Genomic DNA, 16,942 nt, shown 5'->3' with positions numbered 1-16,942 from the left:
GGGGAGAGCGTGTGGTCCGGCTCACGGGCCCACGAACGATATCGGTGCGATTTGCGTGCCGGGAAAGAGCAGGATTGATTCGATGACCAGCGACGACGCCGAGAGCAAGAAGGACGCTTCGACGGCGGACAAGCCCGATCTGGCCAAGTCTGAGCCCACCGTCGAGGGTGCGGCCGCAACGCCGGAGGGCGACGCTCCGACCGTCAAGGCGGCGACGGTGCCCGCGCCTGCGGATGCACCGGCGGCCCCCGCTGCGGGGAAATCGAGCTCAACGGGCTGGATCGCGGCTGGTGTGGCCGGTGTGGTTGCGCTCGGCGCGGCCACCGCGGCCGTGGTGTTCTTCCTGCAGAGCAACGACAAGGCCGACAAGCTCGACGCCATCGCCGAATCGACGAAGGCGGCCTGCGACTACGGCAACATCCTGGCCAACTACGACTACTCGAAGGACCTCGACGGCTACATCACCTCGATGAAGGCGGGGGCCACCGGCGATTACCTGAAGGAATTCAGCGACGCCAGCGAGGCGCTCAAGGGCGCGATGGTCCAGGCCCAGGTGAAGTCCCGCGGTGAGGACGTGCAGTGTGCCTACATCTCGGGCACCACCGAGGATGTCAAGGCCATGGTCACCATGACCCAGTACCGGACCAACTTCACCCAGACCGAACCGGACCGGATGATGTTCGCCGTCGAGATGACCCTCGAGAAGTCCGACGGCGGCAAGTGGCTGGTCAGCAAGCTGGATTCGCCGCTGCTCAAGGGCGGCAGCGGGGCCCCCGGTGGCGCCGCGCCCGGTCAGCCGGTGCCGACGACGCAGGCGCCCGCGCCCGCGCCTGCTCCCGGCAACTGAGCTGTCGATACGAACGCCTCCGGCGGCAGAGCGACTCTGCCGCCGGAGGCGTTTTCGTGCGGACCAACCCCGGTCGTGCCGACTCGTCAGAACAGGGTGAGTGTTCCGGACGGCGCTGCCGGCTCGACCGGCTTCCCCGTGGTCCGCGGTCTGGTGGTTTCGGCTTGCGCCGGGCGGGCGGCGGCCTCGCGTGCGGCCGCGCCGGCCAGTGTGTCGGCTTGTTCGTTGAAATAGTTACCGACGTGCCCGCGGACCCAGCGGAAGCGCACCGGTCCTTCGCGGCTGGTGATGGCACGGTCGATCTGCTTGATGATGTCGACGTTCTTCACCGCACCGCCGGTGGAGGTGCGCCAGCCGTTGCGCCGCCAGCTGCCGATCCACTCGGAGGCGCACTTGATGGCGTACTGGGAATCGCTCTCGATGAGCATCGGCTCGCCGCCGGGGTGGGCGAGAATGGCTTCCAGTACCGCGCGCAGTTCGGCGATCTGGTTGGTACCGCTGACCGCTCCTCCGCTGTCGGCGGGACCCTGGTGATTCACCCAGGCCCAGCCGATGGCACCACCGGGATTGCGCAGGCAGGACCCGTCGGTGCTCACGATGATCATGACCGCCACCCTAGGCGATGCGGCCGACAAGATCGGTACCGTGGAATGCCTCTATCTCCCTTCGCAACCGCGACTCCGTACGGCGCAGTGCCGATCTCGCGGCCGCGTCTACGAGGCCATGGCACAGGCGGCCGAACACACCGCGTGGTGGTGGATAGTCGGCTTCGGAGGTCAGCACCGACCGTTCGTAGCCGAGTGGGTCGAACCGTAGTGTCACGGTTCCGTATACCCGCCCACGCAGGGTATACCCGATCACCGCATTGCGCCGGTATTCGGTGATCTCACAGGTGGATCGGAGCGGAATAACGCCGAACAGGCGGACTTTCATCGCGAAGGCGGCACCGAGCCCCCGGTCGGGTTCGCCCGCGGGCTCGATGCCGGCGACGCCGGACATCCAGTGCGGGACGAAGCGGAAGTTCTCGGCGTAGGCGAAGGCGACGTCGACCGGTGCGCCGACGTCGCACGCATACTTGATGTGGCCCATCGGCCCTCCCTGATCACGGATGGCCCCAAAATTACTACAAATCTCCTCTTTATTCGCCGGAATGGCCGTCAGAGCTGGTCGACGAGGTATTCCGCGATCGGCATCGACGAGGTAGCCGCCGGTGAGGGCGCGTTGAGGACGTGAATCGAGCGCGGTGTCCGCTCGATCAGGAAGTCGTGCACCAGGGTGCCGTCGCGCAGCACCGCCTGCGCCCTGATCCCCGCGCGATGCGGCAGCAGGTCCGCTGACGTGAGTTCTGGGCAGTACTTGCGGCATTCGGCGAGGTAGCCGCGCTTGAACAGCGAATTGCGCAGCTCACGTGCGCCGGTCCGGACGTGGTTGCGGGCCACCCGATGGACACCGGGGAAACTCAGTACGTCGAGGGCGTCGCGTGCGTTCACGCTGCCCTTGGGATAACCCTCCCGCGCCAGCCCGAGCACCGCGTTCGGTCCGACAGTCAGCTCGCCGTCGATGGTCGGGCTCAGGTGGACGCCGAGGAACGGCAGCGCCGGGTCCGGCACCGGATAGATCAGCGTGCTGACGAGGTCGGCCCTGGCGGCAGGCAGCCGGTAGTACTCACCACGGAACGGGACGATGCGGAAGTCGGTGCGGATACCGGCCATTCGCGCCATCCGGTCGGCCTGCAAGCCGGCGCAGACCACGAGCGTGCGGGCGGTGGTCGAGCCGGTCGGCCCGGAAACCGTGACGGCCGAGTCGGTTTCGCTGATCGCATCGATCGTGGTGTCGAGCATGATCCGGCCGCCCATGGCCCTCACCTGGTCGGCCAGTGCCGCGGTGACCTTCGCGTAGTCGATGATGCCGGTGGCAGGCACGAACAGCGCACCGACACCGGTGATCCCGGGTTCACGCCGGACCAGCTCCGCCGCGTCGATCGCCTCCACGTCGACACCGTTGGCGATCGACCGCTCGTAGAGGTCGAGCATTCGCGCGTGCTCGGCCGAATCGGTCGCCACCAGTAGCTTTCCGCACACCTCGAACGGAATGTCGTTGGCGGCGGCGAACTCCTTGGTCCACTGCGCACCCGCGCGACACAGCCGGGCCTTCAAACTGTCCGGCGGGTAATAGATCCCGGAGTGGATGACACCGCTGTTGTGCCCGGTCTGGTGCGCGCCGAGGGCGGACTCCTTGTCGACGAGCACCAGGCTCGCCCCGGGAAACTTGGTCAGCAGCCGATGTGCGGTAGCCACGCCGACGATGCCGCCGCCGAGCACGCAGAAGTCGTACACACCGTCCGCGGTGCCGCCAGAACTCACACGCCGACGGTAGTCGGCGCCTCGTCGTCGGGCGACTCCGGTGCCGGCGTCGCGGCCGCGGCCGGTTCGGTGCCGTTCTGTACATCGGTCGACGGCTTCTGCACCCGCTCGACGCGCAGGGTATGGCTGCCGAGACCGGGATCGGACAGGACGAAAACCAGTTCGCCACGGCGCGTGTCGAGTTCGGTGCGCAGCGCGGTCACACCGGTCGGATCGGCCGTGATGCCGAGGTATTTCGTCGCGATGGTCGTCACCAGATTGGTGTCCACCGTGAACGCGATGGTGTCGGTGCGCGCGGGCGCGACCTGCGCGCCGACGTAGCTGCTCGTGCCGATCCGCAGTCGTCCGCCCAGTGTCGAATTGTCCGGTGTCGCACCGGTGCCGGACTGCGGTGTTGTCGCCGCGGTGCGCGCCGTCGTCGGCACCGCACGGTCGGACCACATCGCGAGTTCGACCATATCGCTGGCGGAGCGCGGCGAAGAGTCTCCGGCGAGCTGTGGGCGAGGGTGCCCGTTGCCGGGTGAATCGGAAGGCGTCGCGTGGTCGACAGCCGGCGGCGGCGCGAGTTCGGGCATGTGATTGACGATGTAGGCGCCCGCGGCCACGGTGAGGCAGAGGCTGGCGGCGCCGGCGATGACGGTCGCGGACAGGCGCACGATCTGCGCTGGTCGATGTGCGGTCACGATGCGGTCCTTCCTGCGTGTGGGTAAACCCGAGGGAACGGGGCCCGCATCGTTGAAAGCCACGCGCTGAATTCCACCGTACGGGGTGCTAGCTGGAGTTAGCACTCTCCGTCGGTGAGATCAGGACCACATCTGGACGCGCGACCTATAAGTCGTAGTCAGCGCGGTGTATCGAGGGCGTGGTTGTTTCTCACATCCGCTCGGTGGGTATCCCGGCTAGGCAGGCGAGCGTCATTCACGACTGCCACGGTGGTCAACCCCCGGCCAACGAAGTCCGGGGCAGTCGGCACGGATGGCGCTCAGAGAACGGCGCTCGCCTGTTCAGCAGTACTTCTCAGGCGAACTGGCCTGCTTCGCGACCGGATCCGGGCGGACCGGCGAAGGCCTGTGCGATGCCGAGCCAGTGTTCGGCGTCCGGGCCCTCGGTGACCAGTGCGGTGTCGTCGCGATGGCGGCGCTGGGTGGCGACCAGGCAGAAGTCGACGGCCGGGCCGCTGACGCGCTGCTTCGCGTCCTCGGGGCCCCAGGTCCACAGGGTGCCGTCGGGTGCGGTCAGTTCCACCCGGAATTCTTCGGCGGGGCCGGATTCACCGTGGACGGTGTAGGCGAAGTTCCTGGTGCGGACGCTGATGTGGGCGACCGTGCGCAGCCGGGCGGTGGGCGTGCGGTCGACGCCGAGCGCGTCGGCGACGTCCTGCCCGTGCGCCCAGGTTTCCATGATGCGGGCCGAGATCATCGACGCCGGGCTCATCGGCGGGCCGAACCAGGGCAGCTTGGTGCCCGCGGGCACGGCGGCCAGCGCGGCGATCAACTCCTCGCGGCCCGCGCGCCAGCGCACGAGCAGCTCGGCGGGCGGGGTCTTCGCCACTTCCTCGGCGGCCTCGTCGACGAAGGTGAACATCTTCGGCGCGGCCTCGGTCAGCAACGTCGTGAAGGTCTCGCCGTCGGTGGCGGCGAGCTTGGACACCTCGTCGGTCCAGGTCAGGTGGGCGATCTGGGTGGTGATGTCCCACCCGGGCGACGGGGTGGGCGTCTGCCACTGTTCGGGGGTCAGTGGTGCGACCAGGTTTTCCAGATCCGCGCATTCGGCGGCGAAGTCGTCGAGGAGCGCTGCGAGGTCAGCCATCTGTTCCCTTGCCGATCATGGCGCGACCCGGTACGGGTGCGCCTCGTCACCAAGAATCTCAGCGACCCCAGAAAAATGCAAGCATGCGTGCTTGTTCTTGGCCGCTACCAACCGAAGGTCAGCAGGTGCATCCCGCCGACGGCGATACCTAGCGCGCCACCATGCAGATACAACAGCCACGCATCCTGCTCCACCGCGGCGTAGAACATCTCCATGAACTCGCCCGGCGTCAGTTTCTGCAGCTTGCGGTCGGCGAACTCGTCGATCTTCTTCGCCTGCTCCAGTACGAACTTCTCGTCGTCGACCATCTCCGGTGCCAGGCTCATGCCCGCGCCCGCACCGGCGAGGGCCAGGTTCTCGTAGCCCTTCTTGCCCATCGCCGCGCGCACCATGAACGCGGTCGGGCCCAGCTGCTGACGGATCTCCTCGGCGACCACCCGCTCGATCAGCTGCTTGGTCTTGTCGCCGTTCGGCCCATCGAGCAGCTCGTTGGACAGGTTCTCCACGGTCAGCACCTGGTAGGCCAGGATGTGCGCGAGGTCGGTCGCCGCCTGCGGCTGGCGCTTGGCCAGCAGGGCCTGGCGCCACAGGTACTTGTAGCGCGGCTGCGGATCGCCGGGTTCGAACACCATCTTGATCGCGATGACGTTCACGATGACGCCGATCGCCGCCGAGGCCAGCAGCACGATCACCCACGTCGGCACCAGCCCCCAGTACGGGATCTGCGGGTGCACGTGCAGGTACAGCGCCAGGATCAGGCCGAACGGCGCGCCGAGCAGACCGACCCGCACCATGAACTTCAGCTCCGGCGCCGCGATGGTGGTGGTCAGGTCCTTGAGGATGTCGGGGTTCTTCTCGAGGTACCTGATCACGAAGTTCTTGACGTCGAGCAGCTGGTCGATATTGTCGCCGAGGCTCGCGAACGCGCGTCGGCCCAGCGCGGGCAGCTGCCGGTCGACGCGCTGGTAGACGGCCTGCTTCACCGGCCGCGGCAGCGAGCGCCACAGGTCGGGATTCTCCCGGTACATGATCTCGTCGACGATCGGGCGTACCTGGTCGCGGGCCCGTTCGGCGAGGTAGTCGCCGATGCCGTCGAGGTCGAGTTCGTGGATGAAATCGCGCGGACTGCCGATCCGCATCAGCGCCTTGTCGACGCAGATGCTGGCCATTTTCTCGGCACGGGCCGGGATGAAGCCCTGGAAACCGAGCCTGCGCCCGTCACCGGAGAACGTCGGCAGCACCTGCACCCGGCGCGGTAGATAGGGGTACAGCACGTGCAGCATCGGCACCCGGAAGCCCTTGAACTGCACCGGCCAGAACAGCATGAGCACGCCGGTCCAGTTGGTGAGCCAGCCTGCCAGCGCGCTGAAGATGGGGAAACTCACCAGGTCGACCACGAATTTCGACTGCCCCGTCAGCTCTTCCCAATCGATGAAGAGTCCGGAGGCCAGTGTGGTCATCGAGCAGCCCCCTTGGTGCTGACGTGCGAAGAACGTGAAGAACGTGAAGAACGTGAGGATAAGGCAATCACATTCTGACCGGTCGCGACGGGGTACGGCGTCGCGACCCCGTTTGCCCAGGCGGCGGCGATAGTCTGGAGCGATGAGGCCGAAGTCATGACCGAGCTGCTCACGCTCGATCTGAACGCCGGAGCCATGCTCGCCGTCTCGCTCGGCGGCAGTGCGGTGCGCACGGTCGTGGACGGGCTCGACCAGTTCCCCGACGGCGTCGTCGTCGATCAGCTGCGCGGCCATATCTATTGGACCAACATGGGCGCGCCCGACCCCGGCGCCGCGTCGGGCACCGACCCGGAGTTCTTCACGCGCAACGGTTCCATCGAACGGGTCGACCTCGACGGCGGCAACCGCACCACCATCGTGCCGCCGGGCACCTTCACCACCGGCAAGCAGATCGCCGCCGATTTCGAGAAGGGCCGGTTGTATTGGTGCGACCGCGAGGGCATGGCGGTGCTCACCTGCGATCTGAACGGCGGCGACCTGCATCCGATCGTGGTGACCGGTCAGGGCGAGGCCGACGCGCGCGAGTCCAGGAACTGGTGCGTCGGCATCTGTCTAGATCTCGACCGCCGCCTCGTCTATTGGACCCAGAAGGGAGCGGCCAAGGCGGGCGACGGCCGGATCTTCCGCGCCCCGATGGACCTGCCACCCGGCGCCGACCCGGCCGCCCGCTCCGATCTCGAGCTGCTGTGGCAGAACCTGCCCGAACCCGTCGACCTCGCGCTGCACGGCATCGGCCACCTGGTGTGGACCGATCGCGGCGCCGCCCCCGACGGCAACGCCCTCTACACCGCCACCGTGCAACCCGAAGTCGGCGTTCCGCAGGTCCTCTCCCACGGTTTCCGGGAAGCGATCGGCCTGGCCGCCCTCGGCACCTGCTTCTACGTGAGCGAGCTGGGCGGCACCATCAGACTGGTCGACGTGGGCGCGGGCACCGACACCGTCCTGGTCCGGCTGGGAAACCCACTGACCGGCCTGGCACTGGCCGATCTGTAGACAGACGGTGCTGGTCGCGAGCCCAGTTCGTCTACGGCTCTTGCGGTTAGAGTGACCGGGCAGGTTCAGCCGATTTCTCGAAGGATCCACACGCGATGCAACCCCTCGGCAGCGATGATCCACGCCGGATCGGGGCGTACCGGCTGCTCGGCGTCCTCGGCGCCGGTGGCATGGGCAAGGTGTATCTGGGCCGCAATGCGGGCGGGCGCACCGTCGCGGTGAAGGTGATCCGGCCGGATCTGCTGGGCGACCCCGAATTCCGGGTCAGGTTCCGCCGAGAGGTAGTCGCCGCGCGGCGCGTCGGCGGGGCTTTCACCGCGCCGGTGCTCGACGCCGACGTCGACGCCGATCCGCCCTGGCTGGCCACGGGTTACGTTGCCGGACTCGCGCTCTCGGACGCGGTCGCCCGTTACGGTCCCTTCGTCGAACCGTCGCTGCTCGCCCTCGGCTACGGGTTGGCCGAAGCGCTCGTCGCGATTCACGGTGCGGGCGTGGTGCATCGCGATCTGAAGCCGTCGAATGTGCTGCTGGCCGTCGACGGACCCAAGGTGGTCGACTTCGGCATCGCGCGCGCGGTCGAGGACACCGCGCTCACCACCACCGGAAAGGTCATCGGCTCACCGGGTTTCATGTGCCCGGAGCAGGTCACCGGCGAACCGCTCGGCCCCGCGTGCGATGTGTTCGCGCTCGGCGGTGTGCTGACCTTCGCCGCATCAGGGCATGGCCCGTTCGGCTCCGCCGAGATCGTGCAGATGCTGTGGCGGATCGTCTACGAGGAGCCACGCCTGGAGGGCCTGCCGCCGTCGCTGCGCCCGCTGGTCGCCGCCTGCGTCGCCAAGGACGCCGCCGCCAGGCCGACACCGCAGGAAGTGCTGGCCGAGCTCGCCGGATTCGGCAGGCCCGAGCGATCCGGATGGCTGCCGCCCGCGGTGCTCGAGGAAGTCAGCATGCGCGCGGTGCGCCTGCTCGACCTGGATTCCGGCCCTGCCGATTTCCCAGCCGGCCTCGGCACACCGGATACCCCGATACCGAGCCCGGCTGCCACCGGGAGGCACACCGGCGCCGTCCCGCCTGCCACGACCGGCGGGCACGCGGCGTTCCCTGGCGTTGCCCTGCCTGCGGCGACCACCGGCGGCCATACACCGCCCCCTGGCGCTCCCCTGCCTGCGGCGAACGTCGGCGGGTACACCCCCGCGCCGTATTCGCCTGTCCGTCGGCCGGTCGGCGGAGCCGGCGACCCCACCCTGTCGCCGACAGCCTGGCACCTGGCGACCCGTCCGGATACTGGCTCGGGACCGAATCCGGTCCTGCCCGATGGCGCGGCCTCGCGCCGCACCCGCAACCTCCTCGTGGCCGCGGCGGTGACCGTCGCGGTGGCGGTCGCGGCGGGTGCGTTCCTGATCGGCGCCCAGCTGCGCGGCCGGCCGGATGCGGGCAGCGTGCCCATCTCGACGCCGGTCGCCGAAAACACGGACGCGCCGACCGCCACCGGGGCCCCGGCCACCAGGGTGCCCAGCGCCTTCGTCGGGAGCTGGCAGGGGCAGGCGGCGGACGGCCCGGTGCGCTTCACGATCGAGCTGACCATCGACAACGGCAAGGTCGGGCAGAAGGTGGCCACCTCGTCGAACACCGGGATGATCTCCGGTGAGCGCTGTGAGCGGTCGGAGACCCTGGTCGAAGCCACCACCGACCGCCTGGTCTTCCGGGCGAAGCTGACCGGTAAGAGTTCGAGCGGCTGTCTCGACGACGGCGCGACATCGACGGTCACCCTGCGCCAGGACGGCACCCTCGACTACAGCACGCCGGGCGCACTCGGCGGCAGCATCGCCGGGGTGCTGCGCAAGTCCTGATCGCCGGTTGCCGGTCGATTGCCGAGCACGTACCGATGGGTGCGAAACGGCGAACCGGACACCCCGCGAGGCCGGTGGTGGTTCACTACCACCACGAGCTTGTTTGGACCCGTGACCAGCACATCCCCCCAGGTGATGCCGATCGCAAAGTTTCAGCCGTTGCGATCTGGGTCACTACTATGCCAGACTCTCGTCCCACACTGTGAAGCCGTCCGGTCTCACAATGTCCGGAAAGGGAGTGGGTTGAGCAAGCGGCAAGTGCGTGAAGTTGCCACCCTCCCGGCGGTTGCGTGGAAATCAGTCCTGATCGACCAGCGAGAACGCTGCGGCGGTGAGCAGATCGACCAGCTCGCCGACCGGCGGGCGCGCGTCAAGCAGCAGCCATTCGTGCGCGACGCCGTTGACCGCTCCGGTGAGCAGTCCCGTGGTGAGCTGGGCGTCGCCGCGCAGCCGGAAGCCCTTGCCTGCCAGCGCGGTCTCGATCAGCACCGACCAGGCGTGGCGGCGTTCCCGGCGATGGTTCTCCATCCGATCGCTGACGCCGACGACCTCGATCAGCGCCACCTGCGCGCGGTGCGGGTCGGAGCTGAGCGATTCCAGGTAGGCGGCCAGGCCGGCGCGAATCGCGGCCTCCGGGTCGGAGTGCGCGGCCGCCGCAGCGGCGACGGCGGTCGACGCGTCGTCCTGGATGCGGTCGTAGGCCGCGATGAGCACGTCCTCGCGGGTCTCGAACTCCTCGTAGAACTGCCGCTTGGACAATCCCGCCGCCGCGCACACCTCGGCGAGCGAGCACGTGACGTACCCGCGTTCGGCGAAGATTCGCGTCGCTGCTTCCAGGAACCGCTGGCGCCGTTCGGCTTTACGCGCGACGACTGTACGACCCCCATACCGCCTGTCCGCTGTAGTCACCTTTCCAATGTATATGAAACCCGGGATAACACTTACATTTCCGGACTGCTCCAACCAATCCCCACAAAGAAGGACGGCTGACCAGTGCTGCGCACCCGAGGCTCGCGGACCGCTTTGTCCGCTCTCGTACTAGCGGTGAGTGCCTCACTCGCCGCACCGGCATCGACCATGGCTGCCCCGCAGCCTGCGGCACAGCCGAGCGTTCCGGCGATCGCGGAGAACGTACCCTCCGAGACGCTGGCCGCGCTGGCACCGTCGATCGTAAGCGCCGTCTCCGCCCCCGGCCCCATCGCCGACGGTGCGCAGGCCGCGATCCTGGCCCAGGCCCGTGTCCTGCTGGCGACGCCGGGCATCCCGGCGCAGGTCAAGTCGACGCTCGAGCGGGTCATCACCTTCCTCGACGGCAGCGGCGGCGGCGGTCCCGAGCTCCCGCCGTCCGACGGACCGCGGATCGCGCAGTTCATCTACCCGACCATCGGCAAGGGCTGCATCGGCCCGACCTCCGATTCCGTCGGCACCGCGCTGGCCGTACCCGGCCCGGCCGAGCTGCCGCCGCCAGGACCGGCCGCGGGCCAGACCGGTTTCGTTTTCACCGCGCTCGGCACCAAAACGGCTACCGTCGTGCAGAACCCGCCGATGACCGTGCAGTGGGTCAACCTGGACAACCGACGTTCCGGCACCCTGCCGCTCACCACCGCGGCCGGCATCAACCCGGACGGTCCGGCCACCCTGTCCGCCATCGCCGACACCGGTTCGGGCCGGGTCGCCGCGGTGATCACCGGTTCGCTCACCACGACCACCGCCGACGGTGACCGGACCTGCTCGTTCGCCCCGACCCTCGGGTTCTTCTCCGTCGCTTGAGCCGACGCCGGATATTGGAGTTTCGATCTATGAAGTTTGCCGTCCCCGGCCTGATCAGCGGTCTGGCCGGCGCGATCCTCGGGGTGATTGCCGTGCTCGGCATCACCGCAGGCGCGCAACAGAATTCGATCCCAGCACCCGAGACCACCGCTGACCCGGGCTCCTCGGTGCTCGGCAACGTGCAGTACGGCAGCCGATGAACAGCGGGCGCAGGATGATCGCCTGCATTCTCGTCGGACTCGGCGCGCTGCTGCTCGCCGCCGCCGTCATGATTCCCACCTACACCGTCGGCAAGGTCGCCAAGACCCCGCTGGATCTGCGGATCACGACGATTGCCAAGAATGTGCCCGGCGAGGAAAGCCTTGTCCTGGACGCGAAGTCGCTGACCTCGCCGGAGGGCTCGGCCAAGGTCGACAAGAACGTCCCGGTCGTCTCGCAGCGCTTCCTGACCGTCGAGGAGCCCTCGGGTTCCGACGAGATGACGGTCCAGGCCGGCCAGACCCTGCGTCGTGACGACCGTGACGGCGACACCGGCATCCTCACCGCCTCGATCGACCGGGTCACCATCGACCGCGTCACCGGTGAGCCCGTCGATGCCTCGCCCAACAGCTCGCTCGCGGTCACCGTCGACAAGTCGGGCGCCTCGGTGGCCGACGCCCTGACCCGTCAGGGTCTGCAGTACCGCTTCCCGATCGGCACCGAGAAGAAGTCGTACCCCTACTTCGACACCAACGCCCGCTCGACCCGGCCCATCGACTTCGTCGAGGAAACCGAGATCAACGGCGTGCCGGTCTACCACTTCCGGCAGACCATCCCGGTGACGAACATGAACGACGTGGTCCCCGCCGCGACCAACAAGCTCACCCTCCCCGCCGCCAAGTGGGGCCTCGAGGGCGACGAGCCGGTCACGATGACCCGCTTCTACACCAACACCCGCGACCTGTGGGTCGAGCCGCGCACCGGCGCTGTCCTCAAGGGCGGCGAGTCCATCCACCTGTACTACGGCCGCAGCGCCAACCAGGTCGATGTCACCGCACTGAAGTCGCACCTCGTGTTCGACTCCGAGACCATCGACGCGCAGATGGCCGTCACCCAGGAGAGCCTCGACAAGCTCGACCTGTTCGGCAAGACCCTGCCGATCATCCTGGGCATCCTCGCCGCGATCCTGCTCATCGCGGGTGCCGTCCTCGGCGTCATGAGCGCAGGCGGCTCCACCTCGCGTCGCACCTACGACCCGCCCACCGAACAACTCCGCTCCACGAACCTCTAGCTCGGTTCCCCTGCACAACACGGCCTCCCCGGATCACTCCGGGGAGGCCGTGTTGCGTTCGCCGTCGGTGAACGGCGGCACCGACAGGAACAAACCGGTGGGGTGGTGGGTTGAGTCAGCAAAGCTCAACCTTGGAAGGGTCGACATGACTACAGCTCAGAACCTGCCGGTGCTGTTCCTCACCGATCCGATCGTGCTGCCGGGCATGGTCGTGCCCATCGAATTGGACGAATCCGCGCAGGCCGCCATCGACGCCGCGCAGGCCGGGAAGACCGGCGCCGTGCTCGTCGCGCCCCGGCTGGACGAGGGGTACGCCTCCTACGGCGTCGTCGCCTCGATCGAGCAGGTCGGACGCATGCGCGGTGGCGCTCCCGCCGCCGTGCTCAAGGCCGAGCGCAGGGCGCGGATCGGGCACGGCGTGACCGGGCCGGGCGCCGCCCTGTGGGTGGAGGCCGAACCGGTCGAGGAGGTGGCGCCCGACGCGCGGACCACCGAACTCGCCGCCGAATACAAGAAGCTGGTCGTCGCCGTGCTGCAGCGGCGCGAGGCGTGGCAGATCATCGACATCGTCAACCAGCTCGACAAGCCGGACGCCATCGCCGACACGGCGGGCTACGCGCCCTACCTGTCCGACGAGCAGAAGCGCGAACTGCTGGAGACCCCGGACGTCGCCGTCCGGCTGACCAAGCAGATCGAGTGGATCAAGGACCACATCGCCGAGGTCGAGGTCACCGACAAGATCTCCGAGGACGTCCGCGAGGGCATGGAGAAGAGCCAGCGCGAGTTCCTGCTGCGCCAGCAGCTCAACGCCATCCGCAAGGAGCTCGGCGAGGACGAACCCGACGGCGCCGACGACTACCGCACCCGCGTGGAGAACGCCGACCTGCCCGAGAACGTGCGCGCCGAGGCGCTGCGCGAGGTCGGCAGGCTGGAGCGGGCCAGCGATCAGAGCCCGGAATCGGGCTGGATCCGCACCTGGCTCGACACCGTGCTCGACCTGCCGTGGACGGTGAGAACCGAAGACAGCACCGATGTCTCGGCCGCGCGTGCCGTGCTCGACGCCGATCACCACGGCCTGGACGAGGTGAAGGACCGCATGGTCGAGTACCTGGCGGTGCGTGCGCGCCGGGCCTCGCGCGGCATGGAGGTCGTCGGGGGACGCGGCTCGGGCGCGGTGCTCGTGCTGGTCGGTCCGCCCGGTGTCGGCAAGACCTCGCTGGGCGAGTCCGTCGCGAAGGCGCTGGGCCGCAAGTTCGTTCGCGTCGCCCTGGGCGGCGTGCGCGACGAGGCCGAGATCCGTGGCCACCGCCGCACCTACGTGGGTGCGCTGCCCGGCCGGATCGTGCGTGCGGTGAAGGAGGCGGGTTCGATGAATCCCGTTGTCCTGCTGGACGAGATCGACAAGGTCGGCTCCGACTTCCGCGGTGATCCGGCGGCGGCGCTGCTCGAGGTCCTCGACCCCGCGCAGAACCACACCTTCCGTGACCACTACCTGGACCTGGACCTCGACCTGTCGAACGTGCTGTTCATCGCGACGGCCAATGTCATGGACACCATCCCCGGCCCGCTGCTGGACCGGATGGAGCTCATCACCGTCGACGGCTACACCGAGGCCGACAAGGTCGCCATCGCCCGCGACTTCCTGGTGCCACGGCAGCTGGAACGCAATGCGCTGACCGCACAGGAGGTTTCGATCACCGACGCGGCGTTGCGGGAGATCGCGGCGAACTACACCAGGGAAGCCGGTGTGCGCCAGATGGAGCGGCTGGTCGCCAAGGCATTGCGCAAGGCTGCGACGAAGCTGTCCGAAGGCGACGCGCCCGATTCCGGTGCCGACGTGATCGACATCGGTCTCGGCTACGATCCGTCGCTCGGATACGACAGTGCGACAACGGGTCTGACCGTCGACGTCGACAACCTGACCGACTACCTCGGCCGTCCCCGCTTCACCCCGGACTCGGTGGAACGCACCGCGGTCCCCGGCGTGGCGACCGGCCTCGCGGTCACCGGTGCGGGCGGCGATGTCCTCTACATCGAGGCCAATGCCGCCGAAGGCGAGCGCTCGCTCACCCTCACCGGCCAGCTCGGCGATGTCATGAAGGAGTCGGCGCAGATCGCCCTCACCTACGTGCGCTCGCACCTGGAGGAGATCGGCATCGAACCGAAGGTCCTCGACCGCAATATCCACATCCACTTCCCGGCGGGTGCGGTGCCCAAGGACGGACCGTCGGCGGGTGTCACCATGGTGACCGCCCTGGTGTCGCTGGCCCTGGATCGTCAGGTGCGCGGTGATGTCGGCATGACCGGTGAGGTCACGCTGAACGGCCGCGTCCTGCCGATCGGCGGCGTGAAACAGAAGCTGCTCGCCGCCCAGCGAGCCGGTCTGAAGACGGTCTTCATCCCGGCCCGCAACGAACCGGACCTCGACGAGGTCCCGGCGGAAGTGCTGGCCGCCCTGGATGTCCGCCCCGTCGCCGACGTGGCCGAGATCCTGGCCTACGCCATCGAGCCGATCGCCGAGCCGGCGGCCGACAAGCTGGCGTACACGGCCTGATCCCCCGAACTGGCGCAATCGTGCATGTCGCGTCGTGCACGATTACGCCAGTTTTCTACCTGCTGACAGTGGGCGGCAGCTGCGGCGCCTCATCCGGACCGACAGTGACGATCGGGAACTCATCGGTCTCGAAGGTGTCCTGCTCCTCCCCGAACTCGTCGTCGAAATCGGCGTCGTCGTCGAACTCCGGGTCTTCGGCGGCGTCGGCCGCGGCAGACGGGGCGAGGTCCTTCTCCACCCGCCGGGTCGTCCCCTGCGCGACCGCGCACAGGATCGGCTCCTCACCCTCGGTCTCGGCGTAGACGTCACAGTGGGTGACCGCCTGACGGCGGGTGGCGCCGAGGACGGTGGCGTGGATGCGCAGCCGCTCACCCTGGGCAGGCCGCAGGTAGGTGATGGTGAAGCCGCCGGTCAGAACATTGGGGCCGAGGACGGTGCCCGCGGCGAAGGTCAGCGCGTTGTCCGCCGCGTAGGCGAGCACCCCACCGTGCACGAAACCGAACTGCTGACCGTGTTCGGGCTGGATCTCGATGACCAGCGTGGCCGCACCGTCCCCGAATTCGGTCAGTTCGGTCCCGACGAGGCGCGCGAACGGCTGCGCGGCTAGTACCTGGCGGGCCAGGTCGAGGTCGAGGGTGGTGGCTTCGGTCGGCATCGGGTGTTCCGTTCTTCGAGCTCTGTCGTGACATCGGTTGGCGCGCTACGGATATTGCCATCCGGCCGATGCGGCGAGTACCCCAGTGCCGCACCCGTCAGCGCCGGGTTGCGGCGGTTTGTCGGTACCGTGCGGTAATACTTCAACCGTGCCCCAGTGGCTGCTGCATGTCGATCTAGACCAGTTCCAGGCGGCGGTGGAATTCCGGCGTCGCCCTGAGCTGCGCGGACAGCCGGTCATCGTGGGCGGTACCGGCGATCCCGACCAGCCGCGCAAGGTCGTCACCTGCGCGTCCTACCCGGCCAGGGCCTACGGCGTGCGCGCGGGCATGCCGTTGAAGATTGCGCAGCGCAAGTGCCCCGACGGTGTGTTCCTGGCGGTCGACATGGCCGCCTACGAGGAAGCCTCCGACGAGATCATGGCGACCCTGGGCCGGGTGGCAGGCGCGGTCGAGGTGTGGGGCATGGACGAGGCGTTCGTGGCCACCGAGGGCGACCCATGGCCGCTGGCCGCCGAAATCCGCAGCGCCGTCATCGAACTCGGCCTGACCTGCTCGGTCGGCATCGGCGACAACAAGCTCACCGCGAAACTGGCCACCGGTTTCGCCAAGTCGGCGGGCAAGTCCTCCGCCGAGCCCGAACACGACCCCGGCGCGGCGGCCGGCGTCTTCGAGCTGACCGCGGCCAACTGGACCGAGCTGATGGGGCATCGCCCCCCCGACGCGCTGTGGGGTGTCGGCGCCAAAATCGCGCATCGAATGGCCGCCCTCGGTATCGCCACCGTCGCCGACCTGATGGCCGCCGACCGGCAGCGCCTCGCCGCCGAATTCGGCCCGAACACCGGCCCCTACCTGTGGGTCCTCGGCCACGGCAAAGGCGACACCGAGCTCACGACCGCACCGCGAATCCCGGTGGGCCGCAGCAAGTCCGAGACCTTCCCGCACGACCTCACCGAGCCGGACGAGATCCGCCGCGAAGTGGCGAGGCTGGCCACCGAGGTCGCCGAGGAGATGATCGAGCACCGGCGGATCAGCACCCGCGTCTCGGTCACCGTCCGGACCAAGACCTTCTACACCCGCAGCAAGCAGCAGAAACTCCCCGAGCCGACCTCCGATATCGCCACCATCGTCGATACCGCCCTGGCCGTCATCGACCGCTTCGAGCTCGACCGCCCCGTCCGCCTCCTCGGTGTGCGCCTCGAACTCCTCCCACCGAGCCGGTGATTTCGCGACCCCCTTTCAACTATGTTTGGCGAGGACATGGGTAACTCGCCGGGAACGGGCCAACGCCAGTCCGCCCGACCGGCGGCCGC

General features: G+C 68.5%; 15 protein-coding genes and 1 pseudogene. 8 read left to right on the top strand and 8 right to left on the bottom strand.

The window, feature by feature from the left end:
* Positions 1 to 82 precede the first annotated feature (82 nt).
* Entirely contained in the window at positions 83 to 847 is a 765-nt protein-coding gene (locus IEY60_RS22235; protein ID WP_189031643.1) for a hypothetical protein, read from the top strand.
* Positions 848 to 933: 86 nt separating this feature from the next.
* On the opposite strand, the gene IEY60_RS22230 is transcribed toward IEY60_RS22235, so the two are convergent.
* The 6 genes from IEY60_RS22230 to IEY60_RS22205 form a co-directional block, all read right to left on the bottom strand.
* A complete protein-coding gene (locus IEY60_RS22230; RefSeq protein ID WP_189031641.1) occupies positions 934 to 1,452 on the bottom strand; it encodes a ribonuclease H family protein in 519 nt (172 codons plus the stop codon).
* 10 nt (positions 1,453 to 1,462) lie between these two features.
* Positions 1,463 to 1,936 (bottom strand): SRPBCC family protein, encoded by a 474-nt coding sequence (locus tag IEY60_RS22225; RefSeq protein ID WP_189031639.1) that lies wholly within the window; start codon positions 1,934 to 1,936, stop codon positions 1,463 to 1,465.
* A 68-nt stretch (positions 1,937 to 2,004) separates the two neighbouring features.
* Positions 2,005 to 3,210 carry an L-2-hydroxyglutarate dehydrogenase gene (gene lhgD / locus IEY60_RS22220; RefSeq protein ID WP_189031637.1) on the bottom strand — a complete coding sequence of 402 codons (1,206 nt, stop codon included), beginning with the start codon at positions 3,208 to 3,210 and terminating at the stop codon, positions 2,005 to 2,007.
* A complete protein-coding gene (locus IEY60_RS22215; RefSeq protein ID WP_189031635.1) occupies positions 3,207 to 3,893 on the bottom strand; it encodes a hypothetical protein in 687 nt (228 codons plus the stop codon). The genes lhgD and IEY60_RS22215 overlap by 4 nt, the downstream gene beginning before the upstream one ends.
* Before the next feature lie 334 nt (positions 3,894 to 4,227).
* Positions 4,228 to 5,019, bottom strand: coding sequence for a TIGR03084 family metal-binding protein (locus IEY60_RS22210; RefSeq protein WP_189031633.1), 792 nt, complete (start codon positions 5,017 to 5,019; stop codon positions 4,228 to 4,230).
* Positions 5,020 to 5,123: 104 nt separating this feature from the next.
* A complete protein-coding gene (locus tag IEY60_RS22205) occupies positions 5,124 to 6,479 on the bottom strand; it encodes a DUF445 domain-containing protein (protein ID WP_189031631.1) in 1,356 nt (451 codons plus the stop codon).
* A gap of 156 nt (positions 6,480 to 6,635) precedes the next feature.
* Between IEY60_RS22205 and IEY60_RS22200 the strand changes: the two genes are divergently transcribed.
* Together IEY60_RS22200 and IEY60_RS22195 are read left to right on the top strand one after the other, a co-directional pair.
* Complete coding sequence (locus IEY60_RS22200) at positions 6,636 to 7,532, top strand: hypothetical protein (RefSeq protein WP_189031629.1); 897 nt, start codon at positions 6,636 to 6,638, stop codon at positions 7,530 to 7,532.
* A gap of 95 nt (positions 7,533 to 7,627) precedes the next feature.
* Positions 7,628 to 9,382: a serine/threonine protein kinase gene (locus IEY60_RS22195; protein ID WP_189031627.1), complete on the top strand. Its 1,755-nt coding sequence runs from the start codon at positions 7,628 to 7,630 to the stop codon at positions 9,380 to 9,382.
* 297 nt (positions 9,383 to 9,679) lie between these two features.
* Here IEY60_RS22195 and IEY60_RS22190 read toward each other — a convergent pair whose 3' ends face one another.
* On the bottom strand, positions 9,680 to 10,291 hold the full coding sequence (locus IEY60_RS22190; RefSeq protein ID WP_189031619.1) for a TetR/AcrR family transcriptional regulator: 612 nt from the start codon (positions 10,289 to 10,291) through the stop codon (positions 9,680 to 9,682).
* 84 nt (positions 10,292 to 10,375) lie between these two features.
* On the opposite strand from IEY60_RS22190, the gene IEY60_RS22185 reads away from it, so the two are divergent.
* The 4 genes from IEY60_RS22185 to lon all read left to right on the top strand — a co-directional run bounded on the left by IEY60_RS22185 (position 10,376) and on the right by lon (position 14,976).
* On the top strand, positions 10,376 to 11,152 hold the full coding sequence (locus tag IEY60_RS22185) for an Rv1157c family protein (protein WP_189031617.1): 777 nt from the start codon (positions 10,376 to 10,378) through the stop codon (positions 11,150 to 11,152).
* Between the two features lie 29 nt (positions 11,153 to 11,181).
* Entirely contained in the window at positions 11,182 to 11,352 is a 171-nt protein-coding gene (locus IEY60_RS22180; protein ID WP_189031615.1) for a DUF2613 domain-containing protein, read from the top strand.
* Positions 11,349 to 12,422, top strand: a complete 1,074-nt coding sequence (gene pgfA / locus IEY60_RS22175; RefSeq protein WP_189031613.1) for a cell envelope lipid trafficking protein PgfA — start codon at positions 11,349 to 11,351, stop codon at positions 12,420 to 12,422. Before IEY60_RS22180 ends, pgfA begins: the two co-directional genes overlap by 4 nt.
* 145 nt (positions 12,423 to 12,567) lie before the next feature.
* On the top strand, positions 12,568 to 14,976 hold the full coding sequence (gene lon / locus IEY60_RS22170; RefSeq protein WP_189031611.1) for an endopeptidase La: 2,409 nt from the start codon (positions 12,568 to 12,570) through the stop codon (positions 14,974 to 14,976).
* 247 nt (positions 14,977 to 15,223) lie between these two features.
* Here lon and IEY60_RS22165 read toward each other — a convergent pair.
* Positions 15,224 to 15,631 (bottom strand): annotated as a pseudogene (locus IEY60_RS22165) (PaaI family thioesterase); the annotation flags it as partial.
* Between the two features lie 148 nt (positions 15,632 to 15,779).
* On the opposite strand from IEY60_RS22165, the gene IEY60_RS22160 reads away from it, so the two are divergent.
* Positions 15,780 to 16,853: a DNA polymerase IV gene (locus IEY60_RS22160; protein WP_189031607.1), complete on the top strand. Its 1,074-nt coding sequence runs from the start codon at positions 15,780 to 15,782 to the stop codon at positions 16,851 to 16,853.
* Positions 16,854 to 16,942 lie beyond the last annotated feature (89 nt).

Source organism: Nocardia rhizosphaerihabitans (assembly GCF_014646295.1).
Taxonomy (GTDB): Bacteria; Actinomycetota; Actinomycetes; order Mycobacteriales; family Mycobacteriaceae; genus Nocardia; species Nocardia rhizosphaerihabitans.
Note: the sequence above shows the minus strand (reverse complement) of the source record. Positions and strands in the feature narration are given on the sequence as shown.